This window comes from Spirosoma lacussanchae (assembly GCF_005870035.1).
In the GTDB taxonomy this organism is placed as follows: domain Bacteria; phylum Bacteroidota; class Bacteroidia; order Cytophagales; family Spirosomataceae; genus Spirosoma; species Spirosoma lacussanchae.
Genome location: NZ_SWJG01000002.1, coordinates 531,849 through 556,257, shown reverse-complemented (window position 1 = coordinate 556,257; position 24,409 = coordinate 531,849). Strand labels below are relative to the sequence as shown.

Sequence of the window (24,409 nt, the reverse complement as noted above, 5' to 3'; positions counted from 1 at the left end):
GGCTAAACTATCCACCATCGTCCGGGGCTGGCTAGTCAGTACAGCGCCGGAGTTTGACTACAGCCAACGAAGCTAACAGCCTCCTGGCTTCCTGTATTTGTAAGAGTGGCTGACAATCAACCCGCCGGAGGGTGGTAGAAACAGCTGCCCCTGGTTGTGGAGAACGACCGGCCTCAGTGCAAAAAAAGGGCTGATAATTTTCGGATAGAAAACAACCAGCCCTTTTTTCCACACATTATATATGACTTTTTACGCCGTCACTTTAAACTCAGACGTCAGGTGGAACTGAATGTCGGGGTTATTTTGCTGATTCATCCGCAACATCCAGTCAGACTCGGCTAGAAATACAGGATTCTGATCTTTATCGTAAGCAATCTGGTTGCCTTTGAGCCGGATAAACTCGTTGAGCTTAGCGGAGTTTTCAGCCGTTATCCAGCAGGCTTTGGTATAGTTGAGTGGCACCCAGCGACATTTAGCACCGTATTCGTTCTCCAGACGGTACTGAATAACTTCAAACTGGAGTTCTCCGACTGTCCCTACAATTTTACGGTTGCCCAACTCCAGATTAAACAGCTGCGCAACGCCCTCGTCGGTCAACTGCTGAATGCCTTTGTCCAGTTGCTTGGACTTCATAGGGTCCAGGTTGACCAGTTCTTTGAAGATCTCGGGTGAGAAGCTGGGAATACCCTGAAATTGCAACTCCTCACCTTCGGTCAGCGTATCCCCGATTTTAAACGTTCCCGTATCGTACAGGCCCACCACGTCGCCGGGGAACCCTTCTTCGACTACGCTCTTGCTATCTGCCATGAAGCTGAACGGACTGGCAAAGCGAACGTTCTTATCGAGCCGGGTATGGTGGTAAAACTTACCCCGCTCAAAAACGCCCGAGCAGATGCGCAGGAAAGCAATACGATCACGATGGCGTGGATCGAGGTTAGCGTGGATTTTAAAAATGAACCCGCTGAAATTCTTTTCGTCCGGCAGCACTTCGCGTTTGTCGGTGGGCCGGGCAATGGGTTCGGGAGAGATATGGCAGAACCCTTCCAGCAGCTCTTTAACCCCGAAATTATTAACGGCCGAACCAAAAAATACGGGAGCCAGCTTACCGTCCAGATAAGCCTGCCGATCAAACGAGTCATATACCCCTTCGATCAGCTCTACATCTTCGCGCAGTTGAGCGGCATCCCGATCGCCCACCTTCTGATCCAGTAGGCTGTCGGCGAGTTCGATGGGCAGTACATCGTCCTCGACCTTTGTTTTATTGACTTTAAAGAAATATAATTTTTTCTCGATTAGGCTATATACCCCCTTAAAGTCGGACCCCATATTGACAGGCCATGTCATTGGTCGTACCCGAATGTTGAGCTTCTCTTCCAGTTCGTCGAGCAGATCGAACGGATTACGGCCTTCCCGATCCAGCTTATTGATGAAAATAATAACCGGTGTGTCGCGCATCCGGCACACTTCCATCAGCCGTTCTGTTTGCTCCTCTACCCCTTTTACGCAGTCGATAACCAGAATAACGCTATCAACCGCCGTCAGGGTCCGGTAGGTGTCTTCGGCAAAATCTTTGTGGCCAGGGGTATCAAGAATATTTATTTTCAGATTGTCGTATTCAAACGTCATCACCGACGTAGCAACCGAGATACCCCGCTGCTTTTCGATCTCCATGAAGTCTGACGTAGCCGACTTTTTGATTTTATTGGATTTAACGGCCCCCGCCGTCTGAATAGCTCCGCCAAACAGCAGCAGCTTTTCAGTCAGCGTGGTCTTGCCAGCATCCGGGTGACTTATGATGGCGAACGTCCGCCGACGGGCGGTTTCAGCCTGAACAGTAGTTTGCATTATTCTCAGAATCAGACTACAAAGATACAGAATAGAATGGGGAATGAGTACCGGGCGACCTCAACCGAGGGCAGGTTGTCTCCGACGCATTCGGTTATCCGATTACAGGAAAGCCCAGGCCAGCAACGCCCAGCCCGCAATCATCAAAACCCCGCCAATGGGCGTGATAGCCCCCAGCCAGGTAATGCCGGTTGCGCACAGTATATATAACGAGCCCGAAAAAATTAGCGTTCCGCCCAGAAATGAGTTCCCGGCCCAGCCCAGCCACTTGACCGTGGCCGGATTGCTACCAAAAACATGCATCAACAGGCCTACCAGTACCAGCGCCAGCGCGTGGTAAAACTGGTACTTTACGGCCGTTTCGAAGGTGTCGAGCCGCCCCGAAGCGGTCAGTGTTGCGCGCAGAGCGTGAGCCCCAAAGGCGCCAAGTGCAACGCCCAGTAAGCCCAGTATGGCTCCGGATAAGATAAAGAATTTCATAGGATTGAAGCCGAATGTCCACATTCGGCGCTTGCTTAACGAGTGGTAAAGACAGACGTGGACATCTGAGGTTATCGGCTTCCAAAAATAGCACTGCCGACCCGAACTAAGGTGCTGCCTTCCTCGACCGCAATTCTGTAATCACCGCTCATGCCCATCGACAATTCGCGAAACGCGAGCATGGGTCGGTGTAGGGTAGCCAGGTTATCATAGAGCGTTTTCAGGCCGCGGAACTCCCTCCGAATCTGTTCCTGGTCGTCCGTGTTGGTCGCCAGCCCCATCAGTCCTATGATGCGAACGTTTGGCAGCGCATCAAGTTCCGGACTATTCAGCAAAATGGCGGCTTCGTCGGGCAGGAGGCCAAACTTGGTCTCTTCGTCGGCAATATAGATCTGGAGCAGGCACTCTATTACCCGGTTGTACCTGGCGGCCTGTTTGTTTACTTCCTGTAATAACTTCAGGCTATCGATCGAATGAATCAGCGTCACGAACGGAGCTATGTACTTTACTTTATTGGTTTGCAGGTGTCCGATCAGGTGCCACTCTACATCGGCCGGAAGCTGGGGTTGTTTATCAGCCATTTCCTGCACTCTGTTTTCACCAAACAGGCGGCACCCGGCCTCGTAGGCCTCGGCTAACATACTGACAGGTTTAGTTTTGGTGACCGCAATCAGGCGGGCGCGGCCCTGTAAATCAGTTTCTATCTGGCGAATATTTTCAGCAATCATAGGGAGCTGGCCGGCTGTTTTATAACAGCCGTTTATTAAGATTGTGCAAAGATAGGTTTGAGAACTACGCAGAAACGCGTAGTTTTTCGCCGTGAACCGTCGAATCGTACAATAAGTGACCCAATCAGTTTGTTTTGGTCAAGAATCAACCTAACCTCTCGGCTTACGAATGACACCCATGGAACCCCGACCCCAACCGAAGAATAACAGCCGTAGCTTTCTGCTTGCTGCCCTCTTAATTCTGGCAGCTCTCAACGTTTTATTACTTTACTTCTGGTACCAGGAACGGCAGGACAACAAAACGAAAGACGCTACCATTGCCGCCAAAACCGAAGAGGTGCTGGTTACCAAAACTAAGCTCGATTCGATCTCGGCTCAACTGGACGCCAAGATTGCCGAAATTCAGCAATTGGGCGGCAGCGTAGACTCACTCCTGAAAGTAAAGGAACAACTGGAGGTCGACAAGAAAGAACTACGTAATGTCAACTCATTCGACAGCCGTAAGTACGATCAGAAGATCAAGAACTACCAGGCCATTCTGGCCCAGAAGGATCAGGAAATTGCCCGGCTGAAAGAAGAAAACGGTGTACTCACCCAACAGAACGAAACCCTGGCTCAGGAAAACTCGGGCCTGAAAGCCGAACGCCAGACGCTAAGTGATTCGGTGGCAGCTGTGGTATCAAAAAATCAGGAATTAAGCGAGAAAGTAACCATTGCTGCGGCCCTGCGCGCGGAGAACGTCACCGTCAGTGCCATCAATACCCGCGGTAAGGAACGCGACGGCGACAGCTTCAAGGCCCGGCGCATCGATAAGGTAAAGGTCGTGGTTCGGCTGGCTCCGAACGGATTAGCCAAACAGGATGAGAAAGACCTGTATATGCGTATACTCGACCCGGCCGGAGCTGTCATCGCCGACATGGCAACGGGGTCGGGCGAGTTTACCTACAACGGCCAGGGCGTCATCTACACGGCCATGCAACGGTTTAGCTTCGATAACACCCGCCAGCAGGTCACGTTCGTATACGGGCGCGGTGGTCAGCGTTTCAACGAAGGCAAGCATACGATCGAAATTTATTGTGAAGGATTCCGCATTGGCGAAGGCTCGTTCACTGTGCGGTAATTCCTGAGCAGATAGGTTATAAGCGAGTGCGATTGGCGGGGCTGGTCGCACTCGTTTCGTTTATACTGATATTTTCTGGCCGTTCTCTTTCGTGATTCGGTGATTTTTCATACCTTTGCGCCCTCATTTCAAACCAATTACGTACAATGTTTCCTAATAACTACGAAACGGTGTTCATTTTAACTCCCGTTTTATCTGAGATTCAGATGAAGGACGCCGTTGACAAGTTCCGCAAAGTGCTGACCGATAATGGGGCGGAGCTCGTTCACGAAGAGAATATGGGCCTGCGCAAGCTTGCCTATCCGATCCAGCACAAGAACACGGGCTACTATCAGCTTTTCGAGTTCAAAGCACCCGGCACGATCATCGAGAAACTCAACACCGAGTATCTCCGCGATGAGCGCATCATCCGTCACCTGACGGTTTCGCTCGACAAACACGCTGTGGCCTACAACGACCGCAAGCGGAATGGACTGGTGGGAAAGAAAAAACAAACCGAAAACGCTGAGAGCAAGTAATCATGAGCCTGCAAAACGAATCAGTCTCGAAAACCGAGAACCGCAAAAAGTACGACCGCTTCAAGAAAGCCGGCATCAAATATATTGACTACAAAGACGGCAACTTCCTGCTGAAACTGCTTAACGAGCAGGGCAAAATTCTGCCCCGCCGGTTAACTGGTACCAGCCTGAAAAATCAGCGCAAAGTTGCTCAGGCCGTTAAGCGTGCTCGTCATCTAGCCATCCTGCCGTACGTCGGCGATTCATTAAAATAGTTTACGGTTTTCGGTTTACGGCTTCCTGCCTATCAGCACTCCGTAAACTTATAAACTGTTAACCGAAAACTTTTTTCATAAATGGACATCATCCTAAAAACCGACATCGCCGGTCTGGGCTATAAAAATGACACCGTAACGGTGAAGCCAGGCTACGGCCGCAACTACCTGATTCCGCAGGGGTATGCGATCATGGCAACTGACTCGAACAAGAAGATCGTTGCTGAAAACATCCGTCAGGCAGCTCACAAAGCGGAGAAAATCAAGAACGACGCCCAGTCACTGGCCGACAACATTGGAGACCTAACGCTGACCATTCCTGCCAAAGCAGGGGAAAGCGGCAAAATCTTCGGACGTGTAACCAACACCCAGGTAGCTGACGCGCTGCGTGAGAAAGGCTTTGACATCGATCGTAAGAAGATTGCGGTTGACGATGTGAAGACCCTGGGATCGTACGAAGCCGTTCTCGACCTGCACAAAGAGGTGAAGCACACGGTAAAATTTGAGGTAGTATCGGCTGAATAAGCAACTACACAATCTCCAGAAAAGGCCCGGCATGTGTCGGGCCTTTTCTGTTTAGTTCAGGCTCGTTTGCTCAATGAGTCCGTAATACAGTTCGAGCGGGGCCTTACTGTTTTGAAAAGCCTGCTGAATCTCGTCAAACGCTTTACCGTTTTTGAATCGAATATGCCGCCAGTCGTCGGGAACTAGTAGCTTCAGGGTCTCACATAAAGTTAGTTGACCCGCATTCTGATAGTACGCCAGCTTATTTTTCTCGGCAACCGTTCGATACAGTATATCCCGGGCCCGAACCGACAGCGTCAAGTCCCGCAGCCGAAGCTTGGGAAGCTGGTCTATGAAACGCTGCCGACGGTCAATTTCTTCATGAGCCTGTTCAATGAGTTGGTATAAAGAATCGAAACTAAGGGCTTTGACGCGTTTATCGAGTGACATGCTGGCAGGAAAAGCGGAGTAATTAAGTTGCTCAAATATATAAATCGTAAACCAAAAAGAAACTTTATCTTCGTTTGCACAATAAACATTAACCAATCCAACCGGGTCTGGCATCACTGCTGTGCATTGGCATCTGCTCTTTCTCCCTGACGAACGTGCCTGAAGTGAAGTAACATCATGTCAAAAATTTGTTTACGCACATAATGTATCCTTCCTGACGGTGAGGCATTTACCACCTAATAATTAGCCTGTTCCGCGGACCTAATCAACCCCGTTTATTGTTAATTTAGTATGCATTTTCACACTGAATTAACGCCGGAGCCAATTCCGTATTCGATCGGCCTAACCAGCCGGATTGTAACCCTGGGCTCCTGTTTTGCCGAGGTCATGGGACGCCGACTGGCCGATCATAAGCTGACAGTGCTCAATAATCCATTTGGTACGCTGTTCAATCCGGTATCGCTGGTGAAGCTGGTCAGCCTGGCACTGGATGACGAAACTCCTGATGACACTCGCTATGTTAACCGGGATGGCGTGTGGTTCCACTACGATTTTCATTCTTCGCTATGGGCCCGGAGTCTGCCTGAACTACGAGCGTCCTTACAGAACGTACTTGCCGAAACGGGCGCTTTTCTTCGCACGGCAGACTACCTGCTACTAACCCTTGGTTCAGCCCTGGTTTATCGACACCTCGAAACCAGTCAGGTTGTAGCCAGTTGCCACAAAATGCCCGGGGCTTTGTTTCAAAAATATATGTATTCGTACGAGTACATGTTGGATGATATGAAACGGCTGCTCAAGCGATTGCACCGGGTCAACCCGCACCTTAAGGTCATTCTGACGGTTAGTCCGGTTCGTCATACGCGCGACACGCTTCCCTTAAATTCGGCAAGCAAGGCGACCCTGCGGGTAGTTGCTCACGAGCTGACGCTCTGGCACGACTGGGTTCAGTACTTCCCGGCTTACGAGATTATGCTGGACGATCTGCGCGACTATCGCTTCTACGAATCGGATCTGATTCACCCTAACTCCCAGGCTCACGACTATATTTTCGAAAAGTTTGCCGCAAGCGCCTTCGATGACGAACTTCGCACCTTCGTTGCCGACTGGAAAGCGGTCTCAACTTCCCTGGCGCACCGCCCACTTTATGGCACGGATTCATCCGCTTATCAGCAGTTTCTGATCCGCTTGCAGGAAAAGCTCGAAAAGCTGTCCGGGTATGTTGATGTTTCAACGGAACTGGCAGAAGTACAAAGCCGTTTAACAAGGCAGAAGAACCAGGATTTGGAACCGGGAGAGAAGCAATCTGCCTAGTATCTGCCCTGCCGTTCGCCCTCCTCCAGAAAAATATGTCTGACTACCGATTACATAAGGAAGCCGTTCTACGCGCGCTCAGTACTGTTGAAGAACCGGATCTGAAGCGGGATATCGTATCGCTCGGAATGGTTAAAGAAATAACGCTCGGGATCGACTCGGTGCGCTTTACCGTTGTGCTGACCACCCCGGCCTGTCCGCTGAAAGAAGTGATTCGCAAGCGCTGCGAAGACGCCATCCATTCGCACATAGGTCCTGACATAACCGTTACGATTGATATGACATCAGACGTGACGTCAACGCGGATGAACGCACCCACTTTACCGGGCGTTAAAAACATCATTGCAGTATCGTCGGGCAAAGGGGGCGTGGGCAAGTCGACGGTAACAGCTAATTTGGCGATTGCGCTGCATAAATCGGGGGCTAAAGTAGGGATTATCGATGCGGACATCTACGGCCCTTCTATTCCGACCATGTTTGGTGCCGAGGAGATGCAGCCGCGAATTTTCCAGGTAGACGGGCAAACCCGCATGGAACCGATCCGCCAGTTTGGTATCAAGCTGTTATCGATGGGCTTTCTGGTTGCGCCCGGACAGGCTATTATCTGGCGCGGTACCATGGCCGGCCGGGCGTTGCAGCAGTTCTTTTCGGATGCAGACTGGGGTGAACTCGATTACCTGCTGATCGACCTGCCGCCGGGAACGGGCGACATTCATCTGACACTCGTACAGACCGTTCCGGTAACCGGAGCAATCATCGTTACGACCCCGCAGAAGGTAGCGCTGGCCGATGCCACAAAGGGCTTGGCCATGTTTCAGCAGCCGCAAATCAACGTGCCGATTCTGGGGGTTATCGAAAATATGTCATTCTTCACCCCGGCCGAATTACCCGACCACCAGTACTTTATTTTTGGCAAAGGCGGGGGTCGCCAGCTGGCCGAGCAGTTCAGCGTTCCGTTGCTGGGGCAGATTCCGCTCGTGCAAAGCATCCGCGAAGCCGGCGATGAGGGCAGGCCAGCCATCAGTATTGGCGAACCTATTGCCTCCGAAGCGTTCCAGGCTACGGCCGAAGCGCTGGCCCAACAGGTAGCCATCCGCAACGCAACGGTCGACCGAACAAAGCGGGTGGAAGTTGCATAAAACCCCGACACCCTGTAACTTTACCGTAAATGCAGAATTTCATGGAGACGGCAGTCAACAACGACCATTTGATTGAGAAAATAGAACGTGCGCTGGACAGCATGCGCCCTTATCTGGCTGCAGACGGCGGCAACGTGAAAGTCCTCGAGGTTACCGACGACAAAGTGGTGCGTCTGGAACTGATAGGTGCCTGTGGTTCATGCCCAATGTCGGCCATGACGTTCAAAGGTGGTCTGGAAGAAGCCATTCTGAGAGCCGTGCCGGAAATCACGAAAGTAGAAGCCATCAACATTACCCCCGCTTTTTAACTGAGCCGGTTTAGCCAGATTCAGGTCAGTACTTGCTGGACCTGCCCGATCTTATACGGTACCGGTCTTTAGGAATACATCAGCCGCTTGTTTTAAACAGGCGGCTTTTTTGTTTCTTTGTGGGTAGCAATATCCCTCAAATCTGTGAAAATAGGCATTTTCTTCGGTGGTCCGGCGCGGGAGCGCGAAGTATCGTTTGCTGGTGGACGTACCGCGCTGGCAAATCTGGACAAAGGGCTTTTTGAGCCAGTACTCGTATTTGTCGATGGTCGAGGCCGCTTTCGGCTGGTTCAACCCGAGTTTTTACAATCGCCTTCGCTGCGCGATACGCTGCCTGCCGACAGTTCGGGGTTTTCCGTCTATGACGAATCGCTCAGTCCGGATGCCCTGGAGGCCACGCTGCCCGAACTACGGCCAGAACAGTTCAACATCCATTTCGATCTGGCATTCCTGGCCATGCACGGCCCCGATTGTGAAGACGGAGCGATTCAGGGATTGCTCGAATGGTACAAAATGCCGTATACGGGTCCTGGTCTGGTTGGCTCAGCGGTAGGCATCAATAAAATTCTTCAGAATGAATTGATTGCGCTGGCCAATGGGCAACAGAAAAAAACGGCGACCATCAGCCGGGATGCCTACGAACGGGCCGATAAAGCGCAGTTTTTCCAGTCCCTGACCGAGCATCTGGGCTTGCCCATTGTCGTGAAAGCCCCCCACCAGGGCTCCAGCATTGGTGTTGCCATTGTACGGGAAGCCGATCTGACCCAGTTCTGCCGGGCTGTTGAACAATGCTTTTTCACCATGACCGTACAGCCCGATGGCTGGTCGAAGCTCAGCGCCTGGGGTGAGTTGTCGGCCGATGAAAAGCGGGAGCTGGCGCAGCGCATGGTCAGCCTCGACGCAGGTATCAGCTTTCCGGTGGTTGTGGAGCAGACGGGGCAGGTCATTACCCACCCAGCCCAGTTGATTGAAGTGCTTGACGAACGGCAGGGACAGCCTACCCGACTGGCTTCGGTCAATGCCGAAGACGAAGTTCTCTTCGAGGAGTTTATCCGTGGACAGGAGTTCTCCTGTGGCGTTATCCAGGACGATGATCAGATGGCCATTGCCCTGCCCCCTACCGAGATTTACAACGCGGAAGCCTTCGACTTCGAAACCAAATACAAAACCAACGTAGCCAAAAAGCGGATTCCGGTCGGTACGAGTCTCGAAAACAATCGTAAGATCCAGCTCGCCGTTGCCGAAGTCTTTACCAAGCTGGGCATCAACGTCTACTCGCGCATCGACGGGTTCCTGACGCCCGACAACCGGGTGCTGCTCCACGACCCCAACACCATTCCGGGCATGTCGCCGACCTCCCTGATCTTCAAACAAATGGCGGAGATCGGGCTGAACCTGGCTAACTCGCTGACCTACCTGATTCGCCAGTCGCTCCGCGAGCGCATTCGGACGGGTAAGGACACCTACCGGCTCAAAAGCCTCCTGGCAAACCTAGACGCCCAGCTGGCCGACCGGAAAACAAACCCACTACCCGAGCGGGTTATTTCATTTGGCGAAAGTGACGAGTCGTTTGCCAACGCCAAGCAGCAGTATCATGAACTGGCAGCCAGTGGTACGGTGCGGCCAGTACTGCAATACATCAAAAATAAAACCGAGAGCCACGAGGTCCCGGTCTATTGCTTATTCAGGGAGACGATTGCGGAACTGGAAGCGGCCCTGAACGAACCCCGCCATCCGTTGCTGATCGAAACAACCGAACGTACGGCTCATATCACTTCCCGGTACATATAAGCCTATTTATACGGTCGGGCAGGCGAATGCATCTGTTCGCCTGCCCGACCGGCGTTATTACCAGCGGTACGACAGCGTAGTCGAGAACATACGGGGAGCAATCGGATTCACACTGTTGTCATCGTGAATCTGGTAACTCAGCACGTTGAGCAGGTTAGACAACTTAGCCCGAATCGAGAACTGCGTCAGCGAATAGCCAACCGATGCGTCGAGCTGCGTATAGGCGGCTACCGGAATCAAACGATAGGTGTCGTTATTCACCGTCAGACGGGTTGACCGACCGGCCACGCGCTCACCCATATAAAAGGCGGTAAATCCGGCGTTCAGCCCTTTGGCCCAGCCCGCCCGCTGGACGGTGTAATAGACACTGGCGTTGGCGGTGTGGTTGGGGTTATACCGGAGCAGGCTGCCAACAATGTAGATATTACTGGCGGTGTATTTGGTCTGGTTGTAGCTGTAGCCGCCCAGCAGGGAAAAACCACCCATCTGTTTAGTTTTAAGATCAACTTCAACACCCCGGCTCGTTACCTCACCGGCCAGTTCTCTGATGGTGCTGTTGGTATTTCCGTTGGCCAGGCTGGTTTGCGCCAGATTACTATTCTTGATCTGATAAACAGTTACGTTGGCTGACAGGAATCCATTCAGCAGATCGTTTTTCATACCGGCTTCGTACTGATCGATGAATGACGGCGGAAGCGCATTACCAGCTACGTCAACTCCCGTGTTAGTGTTGAACGAATTGGCATAACTGACAAACAGCGACGTGGTCGGGATAGGTTGATACACGAGTCCAAGACGTGGTGTAATGGCTCCGTCGAAGGTGGTAACGGCGGTCGTTTTGTTGTCGGCATACGTCAGCACCTGGCTGCCGGTCTGCTGATAGCTGTAGCGGAGACCAGCCAGCAGCTTAATTTTAGTAGAGAAGGCAATCAGATCCTGTGCATATACGCCAACCCGATTGATGGGGGCCTGCGTCAGGCTACGAAGGGTCAGCGTAGGGATGTCCGTACGCTGGCGGTACTGGTTCAGGTTGTAGATATTGATGGTGTCATAAACGGCCAGCGGATTGAAAGCGGTGGTGTTAGTCCGATACTGGTCGGCATCAGCACCAAGAAGTACGGTGTGTTTAATGGCACCAGTAGTGACCTGGCCGGTAAGATCGATTTGACCAATCCAGTAGGTTTCGGCTACTTGTGATCGTTGCAGGCCCCGTATCCAGCGGCCATCCGTACGAATAAACTGACCGCCATTAGGGCGCTGGCTGGCAAACTGTTCACTGTTGTATCGCTGCCCGGAGGCCAGTGCCCGAACCTGCCAATTCTGGCTAATCTGGTGCGTCAGGGTAGCTGTAGCACTCCGCTGCTCAATCCGGTTGTAGCCCCAGCGCACGCCCAGGAACCGGTTTCGTGGGATGTCGGCAATCGTGTAGTTAACTGCGCCCGTACCGAAGTCGGCGGTGCGGTCATCATACAGATAGTCACCTTCAAGCAACAAACTCGTCCTGGGAGCCAGGTTGATGAGTAATGACGGATTTACGTAGAACCGCTTACTCTTCACCTCGTCCCGGAAACTGTTACCCTGTTCATAGGTGGTGTTGAGCCGATACGCGACCCGCTCACCTTTTCCGATACCGCCGTATACGTCAACGATAGGCTTCACAAAGCCAAAGCTGCCTACACGCACCGAGGCTGAACCGCCCGACTGAAACTGAGGCTTTTTGGTAACCAGATTGATAATACCGCCAGCCGCTACGTTCCCGAACAGAATGGCACCGCTGCCTTTCAGGACTTCTACCCGCTCCAGGGCGCTGATCTCCGGCATGGCTGCATTATTGAAGCGCGCGCCGTTCTTGAAAGTGTTACTGCTGTTGAACGCAAACCCGCGGCCTGCCAGTTCTTCCTGAGTCCCCCCGGCCGTACCCATCACATAAACGCCGTTGGTGTTCATCAGCACATCGCTCAGGCGCAGCGTCTGCTGGCGTTCGAGTACCTCGCGTTCTACCACCGCCACCGCCTGAGGCAGGTCGAGCGGACGGATGGCCACTTTGCCAACGCTGACGGGCTTCTGATTGTCACTTTTAAAACCCTTTACCTGCACTTCGTTCAACTGGCTGGCCGTTTCGGCCAGCGCAAACTGAATGTCGGCCGACTGACCAGCCGTTACTGTCACGGATTGCTCCTGGGGCTGAAGTCCAACAAACGTAGCAACCAAGGTGTACTCGCCCGCCGGCAGATGACGCAGGATGAAATTACCTTCTTCGGTAGATACAGTCCCCTTGTTGGTTCCTTTCACCGAGATACTGACAAAAGGAGCAGGCTTCCGATCGCTGGTGTATATACGACCACGCACCGATCCCGCCGGAACAGGAGGCCCATCTTCTGCCAGAACAAGTTGCAAACTGAGTACAACCGTTAAAACGAGGGTTAAAAAAGAGGCAGGTAAAACGTACAAGCTCATGTAATTTTTATTTAGATCAATTCTTTACAGCACAAAGGTGGTACTTATTTAGAATTCATCCAAACAACTAGAAAACAAAAAACAGACTTGGCTATAGCATTTTCTAGAATGTCTATTCTATTGAATAAATTTATTAAGTCATTACCTATGAGCCAGTTCAAGCTCAGTCTCTACATATTCAAGCAGGTCGCCGGGTTGACAGTCAAGCGCCTTGCAAAGCGCTTCCAGCGTTTCAAATCGTATGGCTTTTGCTTTGCCCGTTTTTAGAATAGACAAGTTAGCCAGGGTAATACCGACCCGGCCGGCCAGCTCGGTCAGCGACATTTTGCGTCGGGCCATCATAACATCGACGTTAACGATTATAGGCATATTGCTGTCAGATGGTTAATTCATGTTCCTGCCTGAGCTGAAGACCATAGGTAAAAACATGAGCTAGTGTAAGTATCACGGCTCCTATGAATAAGGTTGCACTCCCGGCCGGCCAGCCCCAGACAAGGCGTACCGTCGGGCTCATGACTAATCCATAGTCGAGAAGGGTAGTACGCACATACCAGAACTTAAGCACGTGGATAGTGAACTCAGACAGGCCATACCCCATGAACAACCACCCGATGGTGGTTAACCGGCTAACCTGCTGCGGCTCAAAATACCCTCTCTGCGTAAGGCCATCGAACAGACGTTTACCCATGTACGTAATGACCACAGCCAGGACAATCGTAAGCAACGGATACACAATAGTCAGCAGGATTACCGGCAACGGTAATGTCGTGAAGTCAGCCCAGTTCCTCCACCTGTATTCCAGGTAATGCATGGAGGAGGCTGAAGGCGCTTTCGAGATATAAACGGCCGATGTACTATCTACTCTGACAGGCAAAGGCGTTTTTAGAAAGGTAGCCCATTTTGTAAAGTGGGCATGCGGCCAGTCCGGGTTAACCGTAGCATTTATCTCTAGATAAGAAGACATCCAGCTATTCGGTTCCTCATCGCTCCGCTGCTGTTCTGGCAGAGGTAACTGCGTTTTAGGTAACGGCTGGCCCTGACCAGCCTCCGGCTCCCCCAGCTTCTGCACCCTGACACCAGACGAGGTTGGATGGGTTGACCGAATGAACAAAACAATTCCTACCGGTGTCAACACAAACAGAAACAGCAACTCCCCATAAAACAGAATTGTAAGAAACCGTTGCAGGAACCTGATTAATCGACTTGCTTTCATCAGAGCGAAACAGATTAAACTGACAGACAATGATCAATAAATATTTATTCCAAATCAATAAATATTTATCATAAAACACAATAGTTAATGAAATCCTTAGCGTAACCTACCTATCGGATTTGCGGGGTAGCGGTGTAATCGTAATTTTGGCCACAAATAATTGACTCTTACGATCAACCTTCAATATGACAGCACAAACCCTTGATTCAGCTACTCAGCAGCGTGTAGAGCAATGGCTCGGCGGCAATTACGATGCCGACACCAAAGAAGCAATTCAGCACCTGCTCGATGCGGGTAACTTCAATGAACTTACCGATTCGTTCTACCGGGATCTGGAATTTGGTACGGGTGGTTTACGGGGCGTACTAGGTGTGGGGTCAAACCGCATGAACCGATACACCGTAGGGGCAGCTACGCAGGGGCTTTGCAACTATATCAATCGGTACGCCGAAGCGGCCGCTTTTCCCGGCCAGGACCTCAGTGTCGCCATCGCTCACGACAGCCGTCGGATGAGTCCGGAGTTTGCCCGGCTGGTAGCCGATATTTTTTCGGCCAATGGCATCAAGGTCTATCTCTTCAGCGCCCTGCGCCCTACCCCTGAACTCTCCTTTGCCATCCGGCAGTTGGGTTGCCAGAGTGGCATTGTCGTTACGGCCTCCCACAATCCACCCGAATATAACGGCTATAAGGTTTACTGGAACGACGGTGCTCAGGTGGTAGCCCCCCATGATAAAGCGATCATTGCCGAAGTTAACAAGATCACCTCAGTCGATGATATTAAGTTTGACGGGGTTCCGGAACGCATCCAGCTGATCGACGAAGAAATCGATGCGCCCTACATTGAGCGGGTAAAGTCGAATGCGGTTAACCCGGATGTGATTAAGCGGCAGGCCGACCTGAACATTGTCTTTACGCCTATTCACGGTACAGGAATCACGCTGGTTCCGCGGGCGCTGGAGGCTCTGGGTTTTACCAACGTGCATATCGTTAACGAACAGGCAACGCCAGACGGTAATTTCCCGACGGTAAAGTCGCCAAACCCCGAAGAGCGGGCCGCTATGCAACTGGCTCTGGATATGGCCCTGGCCATCAATGCGGATCTGGTGATTGCAACCGACCCCGACGCTGACCGGGTTGGGGCCGGGGCGCGCAATCACCATGGCGAGTTTGAGCTGCTGAACGGCAACCAGATGGCCAGCCTGATCATCTACTACCTGCTGAATGCCTGGCGCGATGCCGGCAAGCTGACGGGTAAAGAGTTCGTTGCCAAGACGATCGTTACAACCGATCTGATTGACAGGATGTGCGAACGCTACGGAGTGAACTGCTACAACACTCTTACCGGCTTCAAATACATCGCCGAAGTCATCCGCGAACTGGAAGGCAAGGAACAGTTTATTGGTGGCGGTGAAGAAAGCTATGGCTACCTGATCGGCGATTTTGTTCGGGACAAAGATGCGGTGGCTAGTTGCGCCATGATTGCCGAACTGACAGCGTATGCGAAAGATCGTGGGCAGAGCCTGTTCGATATGCTGATGGCCATGTATCAGGAGAACGGGTTTTTCTACGAAGCCCTCGTTTCTATCACCAAGAAGGGAAAGAGTGGCGCTGAAGAAATTCAGGAAATGATGGCTGGTTTCCGGGCTAATCCGCCCAAAGAGATTGCCGGATCGCCGGTTGTTCGGATCGACGACTACAAGGCCCTCACCCAAACCGACGCCCAGGGGCAGTCGACATCCATCGAAGCGGGTAAAATGGGTATTGAATCCTCGAACGTGCTTCAGTTCTTTACCGCCGATGGCACTAAGGTATCGGCACGGCCTAGTGGTACGGAGCCTAAAATCAAGTTTTACGTTTCTGTTAACGAACCACTCGAAAGTAAAGAAGCCTTTGACGATACCTATGCTCAGCTAAAAGCTAAAGTACAGCGCGTCATTGACGATCTGAATCTGAAGTAGCAAGTAGTTTTGCTGGCAATCAGCAGGTTAGTTACTAAGTAATACCTAGGTAGCCCCGGAAGAGCAGACTGCAAGACAGTCAGGCTTTTTCGGGGCTATGTTATTTTTAAAATAAATTAAAAAGGGTTAATTAGAAATGTGCACTTACTCTCTTTCTCTGATAGTATAAATCTATTTTTTTATTTACATTTTTCTTACCTACTACTATTTCTTATGAAAAACACTCTACAAAAATCGCATCGTGCTTTGCCCATGTTGCTGCTGGGCTGGCTACTGTGCGTCGGTGTAATGGCCCAGGATCGGCGGGTCACAGGCCGGGTTAACGATGAAACCGGAACAGGCCTGCCCGGCGTAAGCGTCGTGGTGAAAGGCAGCCAGCAGGGTACTACCACCGATGCCAACGGTGCATACAGCCTAGCAGTCAATAATGCCAATGCCACCCTTGTTTTCTCGTTTGTTGGTTACCAATCGAAAGAAGTGGTGGTTAATAATCAGTCAACTATCAACATCTCGCTGCAGGCCGACAATAAAACGCTGGACGAGATTGTCGTAATCGGTTATGGTACGACTCGCAAATCTGACTTAACCGGTTCGGTCGCTACTGTTAAACAGGCACAGCTTCAGGAGCGGCCTGCTCCTTCGCTTAACCAGGCTCTCCAGGGCCGGTTGCCGGGTGTACAGGTCAACAACAACTCAGGACGGCCGGGTGGGCGCACTACGGTCCGGATTCGGGGTTTCAGCTCGATTAACACCTCGAACAACCCACTCTACGTGATCGACGGCGTCATTCTGCCACAGGGTACCCAGAACCAGTTCAGCAACGCCATCGACTATATCAACCCAAACGACATCGTGTCGGTTGAAGTTTTAAAAGATGCCTCATCGACGGCCATTTACGGCGCGCGGGGTGCGAACGGTGTCATTCTGGTGACCACCAAAAAAGGCAAAGCTGGTGAAGGCACCGTAACCTACGACGCCCAGTTCAGTGTCAACACGATTGGTCCTAACCGGCCTCGCGTACTGAACGCCCGTGAATATCTGGCTACGGAAGACTTAGCTTACGCCAACATTGCCAAGTATGACCCTGCTGGGTGGGCCGCCGGCCGATATACGGACCTGGATCCAGTTGCTCGTCGGCGGACGTTTAGTGCGGCCCACCCGGGTGTTTTCGACGCCAATCTGAACCCGCTTTACGACACGGACTGGTTTAAAGAAACCACGCAGAATAAACTGTCGCAAAACCACCAGCTAAACTTCAGTGGCGGCAGCGAACGTACTCAATACTCGCTATCGCTGGGCTTCCGCGACGACCAGGGTCTGATCAAAACGTCGTACCTAAAACGTTACTCGGGTCGTTTCACCATAGACGATCAAATCAAGAAATGGCTGAAAGTAGGCGGTACGCTGGCCTATAACAACCAGTCCGAAAACATTGTGGACCAAAACGACGCCGTTGCGCGGCAAATCGTGGAAGATTTTCCGTTTCTGCCCGTTACTTACCCCGACAATGGGGCGTACGCCAGTAACCGCGATTATCCGAGAGCTGAGGGTTCGTTTAGTTCGTACGCCCGCCTGATGGGCCGCCGGTACATTCTGAACACGCAGACCTCGCAGGGTAGTTTGTACGCAAATGTCGCCCTGGCCAAAGGATTGGAATTCCGATCGGTTCTGGGTATTAATATTGTTACGCAGGAGCAGAACAACTCAGAAAGCCGGACGCTGAACATTGGCGGCAGCGGAACCGGGGAAGCTCGTAACCAAAAAGAAACGTTCTGGTCGTTATCAAACACCCTGAATTACAACCGTCAGTTCGGCCAGGATCATTCCTTCCAGGGCCTGTTGGGTATCGAGTGGCAGGAAAACCGGTTTTTCAGAGTCGCGGCTTTGGTGAACGGCTTCTCTACCGATTACTTCGGTTACAACAACTTAGGTGCGGGTGCCATAAACCCCCGTGTTGAGTCAGATGCATCACGGTTCGCCTTCAACTCATACTTCGGACGGCTTAACTACGGGTATAAAGAGAAATACCTGTTTACCCTGACCGGACGGGCCGACGGGTCGTCGCGCTTCGGTGTAAACAACAAGTTTGCTTTTTTCCCGTCGGCGGCTTTGGCCTGGCGCGTGTCGGAAGAACCTTTCCTGAAAACCAACCCGATCATCTCGAACCTGAAGGTGCGAACCAGTTACGGACTGACCGGTAACGCCGAAATTCCGAACTACCAGTCGCTGGCTACGCTAAGCTCGACCTACGCAACCATTTATGGCGACACCCGGTACTCCGGAACGGGCGTCAACCGTCTGGCCAATCCTGATTTGCGCTGGGAAAAAACCGCCCAGTACGACGCAGGCGTGGAACTGGGCCTGTTTAAAGGCCGGATCAGTTTAGAAGCTGACTTCTACTACCGGAAAACAACCGACATGCTGCTTGATGCACCGGTTCCGCGCACCAGCGGTTATGCAACCATCCGTCAGAATGTAGGATCCATGCAAAACCAGGGCGTTGAGTTAGGCTTGAATACGGTCAACATCAGCCGGGGCGATTTTACCTGGAATACCAACTTCAACATTTCGTTCAACCGCAACAAGGTCTTGTCGCTGGCTACGCCGTCGGATATCTTCAACGTGGGTGGTCCGAATTTCACCAACCCGACCAACGTCATCCGCGTGGGTGAGCCGGTGGGGGCTTTCTGGGGTCTGACCCGCCTGGGCACCTGGAGCGAAGCCGAACGCGAAGAAGCCAGTAAGTTCAGAAGCTACCGCAATAACCTGACCATCTTACCCGGCGACATCAAGTACCTGGACGTAAACGGCGACTACGCCATTACGGACGCTGACCGGAGCATCATCGGCAATGGTAGCCCGAAAGGCTGGGGTGCACTGAACAACAACTTCCGGTTCAAAAACTTCGACGCCACACTTGAGCTGCAGTTTATGTATGGTAACGACGTTATGCTGATGAACCTACACGCCAGCGAAGACCGTCAGGCACTGGCCAACAGTTACACATCCGTACTGAACGCCTGGACACCACAGAACCAGAACACGCCTATTGCCGAAATTCGGGAAACCCGTGCAGGCTACGTTACAAACGTAGATAGTCACTGGATCAAGAACGGTTCGTTCCTGCGGGGTCGGAACATACTGCTTGGCTACACGCTGCCAGCTCAAGTAACGAACCGACTAAAGATCAGCCGGCTGCGGTTCTACGGCACGGTGCAAAACTTCTTCCTGCTGGTGGAGGACCCCATCATCGGCGATCCTGAAGTGACGCCCACCAACCAGGGGACCGGTAACAGTGCCTTCTCGCAGGGTATGATCTGGCACAACTATCCGAAACCAACTACTTACATGGTAGGTCTACAAATCGGCTTGTAAACGTAAAAAAGCGTCTGGTGGTCGTGGTCTCTTGCGAAATAAGTAGCGACCTGTACCAGACAAACCACTAAAATTTCAACAATTACCATGCGTAATACATTACTAAAAAACCTAGGTAAGGTGCTGTTGTGCGGCACCATTCTGCTCGGTCCGGTTGGCTGTTCTGACTTCCTGGAAGAACAACCACCCTCTAACCTAACCGCCGACAATTTCTTCCAGATTCCCGATCACGCTGAAGCCGGGTTGGCGGCAGTCTACGCCGATACGCGATTCTTTGGCGGTGATGCCGGTATTTTTTCAACCAACTGGCAGTTGCTGGAAGCCATGACGGGCACGTCTACAACGGAGACCGCTCAGAACTCTGATCTTAACAACCTGTACAGTTTAGCCCACGACGGCAACACGGCCCACGTTAACAACTGGTGGAACGGAGCGTACCGGCTTATTGCCAACGCGAACTTAGTGCTCGACCGGGTACCGGCTATCACACCAATGGACGAAGCGCAGAAAAAGAAAATTCTGGGCGAAGCGCGGTTCCTGCGGGCCTGGGCGTACTTCATGATCGTGCGGTTGTGGGGCGATGTACCCCTCATCACCACTCCGCAAACGGCTACATCCGAGAATTTTCGGCCCGAACGTGCTCCGAAAGAAAGCGTGTATAATCTGATTGTCGAAGACTTGCTGGCTGCCGAAGCCGCTGGCCTGGCCTGGACGGACGTAAGCGGTCGGGTTAATCTGGCTGCCGTCAAAACGCAGTTAGCCAAAGTATATCTGACGATGGCTGGCTTCCCCCTGAACAAAGGCGCATCGCACTACAAACTAGCGGCCGACAAAGCACTGGAAGTAATCACCTACGCTAATGCCAATCCATCGGCGATTAATCTGTTCACGAGCTACGAAGATGTACACCGCGAAAGCACCGAGAACCGCCTGGAGCACCTGTTTATGCTCCAATGCAACACGCTCGTAACAGGATCGAACGGCTTGCCAGGGGCAAACAATCCGATGGACAACTTCTACGGCAACTTCAAGCCGATCAACTTCAACGGTCCCACCGGTACGGGTAGTTCGATTCCAACACTGTCGTTCTACAATTCCTACGAAACGGGCGACCGTCGGACCAAAGATCAGGAAGGGTATTTTTACACGACCTACTTCACCAACGGTACCGGTGCTCGGTTCGAGTTAGGTCGTCCTTACGTGTTCAAGCACTTTAACCGCACCTCCAATGGTACACAGGGCGTGCCTGGCACGCGCCAAAACAACCTCAATGTGCCCCTCATCCGCTACGCCGAAACGCTGCTGATTTTTGCCGAAGCACAGAACGAAGTCGGTGGCCCTACGCAGGCCACCATCGACGCCTTGAAGCGCATCCGCGACCGGGCGCAACTGACCACACCCGCTACGTTCACGCAGGCTAGTTTCCGGGAAGCTGTCTGGCGGGAGCGCTGGTACGAGTTCTGCTACGAACAGATTACCTGGTTTGACATGGTACGGCTGCGGAAGGTGTTCAACGAAACCACAAAAGGCTTCGATAACTTTGTGGGCCACATCAATCTGAGCACCAATAAGGCATTAGAGGAAAAACACCTGCTGTTGCCCTTGCCCCGCCAGGAAATGCTGAACAACCCAAATCTGAAACCACAAAATCCAGGTTATCCGAATTAAGTACTGGTTTAGCGGTAATAGAGTAACCAGGTAATTGGCTGGGCTGTTGTAAGGCTACTATCAATCAACACCTAATTCCCAATTACTCAATTTTAAACGCCCCATCGGCTATTGGCTGGTGGGGCGTTTCTTGTATCAATAGGCTGAAAACGTCGCGTTCAGAGAATTATCTGCTGGTAAGTAAAGCCTATGGTTTGCCCACTTTTGCATGTATATACCTAAATCCTGGTCTGATGAAAACTCTGTCAACCGCCAACCGCCGGACGTTCCTGAAGCAGGCCACCGGACTGGCAGCTTTCTATATTGTTCCGCGCCATGTACTTGGCCGCGGATTTGTAGCACCCAGCGACCAGATTACCATCGGGTTTATTGGGCTGGGCCGACAAAGCAACGGCTTGCGCGGTCAGTTCCTGAAAAACGGCGGTCGCGTTATTGCCGCCTGCGACGTTGATGCCAGCAAAGTAGGCCCCTTTGCCGACGCGGTTAATACGCACTATGCAGCGCAGGCAGATAAAGCCGCCTACCAGGGTTGCGAGCGATACGACGATTATCGAAAACTGCTTGACAATAAAAGCATTGATGCGGTTGTCATTGCCACACCCGATCATTGGCATAGCGTCATCGCGATTCAGTCAACCCGGGCCGGTAAAGACATCTATTGCGAAAAACCACTCTCGCTGACAGTAAAAGAAGGCCGTGATATGGTCAAGGCTACGCGTCGGCATAAACGCATATTCCAGACCGGAAGTATGCAGCGATCATGGCCCGAGTTCCGGCAGGCCGTCGAACTGGTCCGGGGTGGATTCATCGGCGACGTCAAAACCGTAAACATTAACGTTGGCGGCCCACCGCGGCCATGGGACCTGGAAGCACAGCCACTTCCAGCTGGCGTGAACTGGGATGCCTGGCTTGGCCCAAATACAGTAACCCGTCCATACAACGGCGTGCTGCTACCGACGCCCAATGATAAGTTCTGGGGAAAATGGCGCGACATTGATGAGTTTGGCGGGGGCGGCATGACCGATTGGGGTGCTCATATGTTCGATATTGCGCAATGGGGTCTTGGCATGGACAATTCAGGGCCTGAGCAGCTTACCCCCCCTACCGACGGTAGTGGTAAAGGACTGGTCTATCAGTACGCCAATGGGGTTATTATGAATCACCAACCGGTTGAGGGCAGGCAGTATTGTCACTTCATCGGTACCGAAGGCGAAGTGAAAGTTAGCCGTGGCGAGTTGATAACAACGCCGGCCGGCCTGAAAGATAAAGTAATAGCCGAGTCGGATCGCCACGTTTACTTCAGCGAAAACCACTACAAAGATTTTCTCGACGCCATCAAAACCCGCAAAGCCCCCATTTGCGACGTAGAAGTGGGTCATCGTACAGCCTCGGTCTGCACAATCGGCAACATTGCCTACCGGCTCAAGCGTCCCTTACGCTGGAATCCTGACAAAGAAACCTTTCAAAACGACCCGGAAGCTAACCAACTTCTCAGTAGACCCATGCGAAAAGAGTGGTCCGTCTAAAATTCCGTATCTTTGCGGGCCGATAAGCAGGACGCGACCATGATAACGCATTTCCATCGACTCGACGAACTTGACGCCGTTGCCCACCAGCTGCTTGCCGAAGGGCGAACCCAGTCGGTCTGGCTGTTTGAGGGTGAGATGGGCGCGGGAAAAACGACACTCATCAAGGCCTTGTGCCGAGCCCTGGGCGTCGTTAGCATGGTCCAGAGTCCGACGTTTGCCATTGTAAACGAATACACAACCCACGAAGGCCATTCCATTTACCATTTCGATTGTTACCGGCTCCGGAACGAAGCCGAAGCATTGGATATTGGTATTGAAGAATACTTCGATTCGGGCAGCTACTGCTTCGTCGAGTGGCCAGAACAGATTCCATCGCTCTGGCCCGCAACCTATTACAAGGTCCATATTTCGGCCGACTTAGACGGTCGCCGGACGGTTGAAACGCAGTCGGTTTACTAGTACTCAGCTGTTGATAGAGAGTTGTTCGTTTCTGAGGATAGCCGCTATCGATCAATGCCTGACTACTGAAAACTAAAAAAAGGTGACTGGATTCGAAGAACTGGCCAAACAAACGGCCCTATATCCCAAAGAAGCTCCGCTGGCCCTGAAGACCAGCAGAAACAGCCTGCTGATCGGTCTGCCCAAGGAAGTGTCGCTTCAGGAAAACCGGATTGCGCTGACGCCCGAAGCCGTGGCCATTCTGGTGCGTAACGGCCACAATGTTATCGTTGAGCGGGGAGCCGGTGAAAAAGCCAAGTTCTCCGACACCGAATATAGCGAAGCAGGCGCGCAGATTGCCCAGTCGGCCCAGGAGGTATACGAAGCCAACCTGATCTTGAAGATTGAACCGCTCGTTTACAGCGAATTTGACCATGTCCGATCAGGGAGCACGGTTATTTCGGCACTCAACCTGCCGGCTCACGAACGCGGCTACTTCGAAAAAATCAACGAAAAGAGCATCACCGCCATCGGGTACGAGTTCATTCAGGACAAGGCCGGTAATATGCCGGTGATCCGGTCGATGAGCGAAATAGCGGGCAGTGCCGTGATGCTCATCGCGGGCGAATACCTAAGCAATGCCGATAATGGCCGGGGCATTATCCTGGGCGGTATAACAGGCGTTCCGCCGACCAAAGTGGTTATGCTGGGCGCGGGTACCGTTACCGAATACGCCGTTCGGGCCGCCCTGGGTATGGGGGCCGATATCAAAGTATTCGACAAACATCTCTACAAACTTCAGCGGCTCAAATATTCGGTTGGTCAGCATGTCTATACGTCCATCATCGACTCTGACACAATGGCCGAGGCTATTCAGCGGGCCGATGTGGTCATTGGCGCCATGCGGGCCGAAGACGGACTCAGTCCGGTGGTGGTTACCGAAGAGATGATCGGTCGGATGAAACCGGACTCGGTTATTATTGACGTATCCATCGACCAGGGGGGCAACTTTGAAACCTCCCGCATGACAACCCATAAGCAGCCGACCTTCAAGCATATGGGCGTCATTCATTATTGCGTACCCAACATTGCGGCCCGGGTTGCCTATACAGCCAGTATGGCACTGAGTAACATCTTCTTACCCTTCCTGCTGGAGACTGGAACCACCGGCGGCATCGAACAGATGATGTATACGAACCGCTGGTTCATGAAAGGTGTTTATGCTCATAAAGGCACGCTTACCAACCTCTACATTGCCCGCAAGTTCAACATGCGCTTCAAAGATCTGCAATTGTTGCTGGCGGCCCGGTTCTAGGTCGA

At 52.2% G+C, this 24,409-nt stretch carries 21 protein-coding genes; 14 read left to right on the top strand and 7 right to left on the bottom strand.

The window, feature by feature from the left end:
- Positions 1-249: 249 nt before the first annotated feature.
- The 3 genes from FBR45_RS12700 to FBR45_RS12690 all read right to left on the bottom strand — a co-directional run bounded on the left by FBR45_RS12700 (position 250) and on the right by FBR45_RS12690 (position 3,053).
- Positions 250-1,845 (bottom strand): peptide chain release factor 3, encoded by a 1,596-nt coding sequence (locus tag FBR45_RS12700; RefSeq protein ID WP_129605897.1) that lies wholly within the window; start codon positions 1,843-1,845, stop codon positions 250-252.
- Positions 1,846-1,947: 102 nt separating this feature from the next.
- The gene (locus FBR45_RS12695) at positions 1,948-2,325 is read right to left on the bottom strand and encodes a DUF423 domain-containing protein (RefSeq protein WP_129605899.1); all 378 of its coding nucleotides are present in this window, start codon (positions 2,323-2,325) and stop codon (positions 1,948-1,950) included.
- Between the two features lie 71 nt (positions 2,326-2,396).
- Positions 2,397-3,053 (bottom strand): YggS family pyridoxal phosphate-dependent enzyme, encoded by a 657-nt coding sequence (locus tag FBR45_RS12690; protein ID WP_138502845.1) that lies wholly within the window; start codon positions 3,051-3,053, stop codon positions 2,397-2,399.
- 178 nt (positions 3,054-3,231) lie between these two features.
- Here FBR45_RS12690 and FBR45_RS12685 point away from each other — a divergent pair, with 178 nt between their 5' ends.
- The 4 genes from FBR45_RS12685 (at position 3,232) to rplI (ending at position 5,470) form a co-directional block, all read left to right on the top strand.
- Positions 3,232-4,173, top strand: coding sequence for a hypothetical protein (locus FBR45_RS12685; protein WP_138503107.1), 942 nt, complete (start codon positions 3,232-3,234; stop codon positions 4,171-4,173).
- Positions 4,174-4,319: 146 nt separating this feature from the next.
- Positions 4,320-4,691 (top strand): 30S ribosomal protein S6, encoded by a 372-nt coding sequence (gene rpsF, locus FBR45_RS12680; RefSeq protein WP_077921936.1) that lies wholly within the window; start codon positions 4,320-4,322, stop codon positions 4,689-4,691.
- Positions 4,692-4,693: 2 nt separating this feature from the next.
- Positions 4,694-4,945, top strand: coding sequence for a 30S ribosomal protein S18 (gene rpsR / locus FBR45_RS12675; protein WP_012925715.1), 252 nt, complete (start codon positions 4,694-4,696; stop codon positions 4,943-4,945).
- A gap of 81 nt (positions 4,946-5,026) precedes the next feature.
- Positions 5,027-5,470: a 50S ribosomal protein L9 gene (gene rplI, locus FBR45_RS12670; RefSeq protein WP_077921937.1), complete on the top strand. Its 444-nt coding sequence runs from the start codon at positions 5,027-5,029 to the stop codon at positions 5,468-5,470.
- A 51-nt stretch (positions 5,471-5,521) separates the two neighbouring features.
- Here rplI and FBR45_RS12665 read toward each other — a convergent pair whose 3' ends face one another.
- Complete coding sequence (locus tag FBR45_RS12665; protein WP_138502843.1) at positions 5,522-5,899, bottom strand: hypothetical protein; 378 nt, start codon at positions 5,897-5,899, stop codon at positions 5,522-5,524.
- 291 nt (positions 5,900-6,190) lie between these two features.
- Between FBR45_RS12665 and FBR45_RS12660 the strand changes: the two genes are divergently transcribed.
- The 4 genes from FBR45_RS12660 (at position 6,191) to FBR45_RS12645 (ending at position 10,451) form a co-directional block, all read left to right on the top strand.
- On the top strand, positions 6,191-7,213 hold the full coding sequence (locus FBR45_RS12660; protein WP_138502841.1) for a GSCFA domain-containing protein: 1,023 nt from the start codon (positions 6,191-6,193) through the stop codon (positions 7,211-7,213).
- 35 nt (positions 7,214-7,248) lie between these two features.
- Positions 7,249-8,352 carry an Mrp/NBP35 family ATP-binding protein gene (locus FBR45_RS12655; protein ID WP_138502839.1) on the top strand — a complete coding sequence of 368 codons (1,104 nt, stop codon included), beginning with the start codon at positions 7,249-7,251 and terminating at the stop codon, positions 8,350-8,352.
- A 41-nt stretch (positions 8,353-8,393) separates the two neighbouring features.
- Entirely contained in the window at positions 8,394-8,660 is a 267-nt protein-coding gene (locus FBR45_RS12650; protein ID WP_138503105.1) for a NifU family protein, read from the top strand.
- Positions 8,661-8,804: 144 nt separating this feature from the next.
- Positions 8,805-10,451 (top strand): D-alanine--D-alanine ligase family protein, encoded by a 1,647-nt coding sequence (locus tag FBR45_RS12645; protein ID WP_138502837.1) that lies wholly within the window; start codon positions 8,805-8,807, stop codon positions 10,449-10,451.
- A 57-nt stretch (positions 10,452-10,508) separates the two neighbouring features.
- On the opposite strand, the gene FBR45_RS12640 is transcribed toward FBR45_RS12645, so the two are convergent.
- From FBR45_RS12640 to FBR45_RS12630, 3 genes are all read right to left on the bottom strand, one after another.
- Positions 10,509-12,848 (bottom strand): TonB-dependent receptor, encoded by a 2,340-nt coding sequence (locus FBR45_RS12640; protein ID WP_246082219.1) that lies wholly within the window; start codon positions 12,846-12,848, stop codon positions 10,509-10,511.
- Positions 12,849-13,049: 201 nt separating this feature from the next.
- Positions 13,050-13,277 carry a helix-turn-helix domain-containing protein gene (locus tag FBR45_RS12635; protein WP_138502833.1) on the bottom strand — a complete coding sequence of 76 codons (228 nt, stop codon included), beginning with the start codon at positions 13,275-13,277 and terminating at the stop codon, positions 13,050-13,052.
- A gap of 7 nt (positions 13,278-13,284) precedes the next feature.
- The gene (locus FBR45_RS12630; protein ID WP_138502831.1) at positions 13,285-14,121 is read right to left on the bottom strand and encodes a DUF2975 domain-containing protein; all 837 of its coding nucleotides are present in this window, start codon (positions 14,119-14,121) and stop codon (positions 13,285-13,287) included.
- Positions 14,122-14,306: 185 nt separating this feature from the next.
- On the opposite strand from FBR45_RS12630, the gene FBR45_RS12625 reads away from it, so the two are divergent.
- The 6 genes from FBR45_RS12625 (at position 14,307) to FBR45_RS12600 (ending at position 24,404) form a co-directional block, all read left to right on the top strand.
- Entirely contained in the window at positions 14,307-16,079 is a 1,773-nt protein-coding gene (locus FBR45_RS12625; protein WP_138502829.1) for a phospho-sugar mutase, read from the top strand.
- Between the two features lie 252 nt (positions 16,080-16,331).
- Positions 16,332-19,454 carry a SusC/RagA family TonB-linked outer membrane protein gene (locus FBR45_RS12620; protein WP_246082231.1) on the top strand — a complete coding sequence of 1,041 codons (3,123 nt, stop codon included), beginning with the start codon at positions 16,332-16,334 and terminating at the stop codon, positions 19,452-19,454.
- An 87-nt stretch (positions 19,455-19,541) separates the two neighbouring features.
- A complete protein-coding gene (locus FBR45_RS12615; protein ID WP_138502825.1) occupies positions 19,542-21,122 on the top strand; it encodes a RagB/SusD family nutrient uptake outer membrane protein in 1,581 nt (526 codons plus the stop codon).
- Positions 21,123-21,355: 233 nt separating this feature from the next.
- Positions 21,356-22,648, top strand: coding sequence for a Gfo/Idh/MocA family protein (locus tag FBR45_RS12610; RefSeq protein ID WP_138502823.1), 1,293 nt, complete (start codon positions 21,356-21,358; stop codon positions 22,646-22,648).
- Positions 22,649-22,687: 39 nt separating this feature from the next.
- Positions 22,688-23,110: a tRNA (adenosine(37)-N6)-threonylcarbamoyltransferase complex ATPase subunit type 1 TsaE gene (gene tsaE / locus FBR45_RS12605; RefSeq protein WP_138502821.1), complete on the top strand. Its 423-nt coding sequence runs from the start codon at positions 22,688-22,690 to the stop codon at positions 23,108-23,110.
- Positions 23,111-23,192: 82 nt separating this feature from the next.
- Positions 23,193-24,404 (top strand): alanine dehydrogenase, encoded by a 1,212-nt coding sequence (locus tag FBR45_RS12600; RefSeq protein WP_138502819.1) that lies wholly within the window; start codon positions 23,193-23,195, stop codon positions 24,402-24,404.
- Positions 24,405-24,409 lie beyond the last annotated feature (5 nt).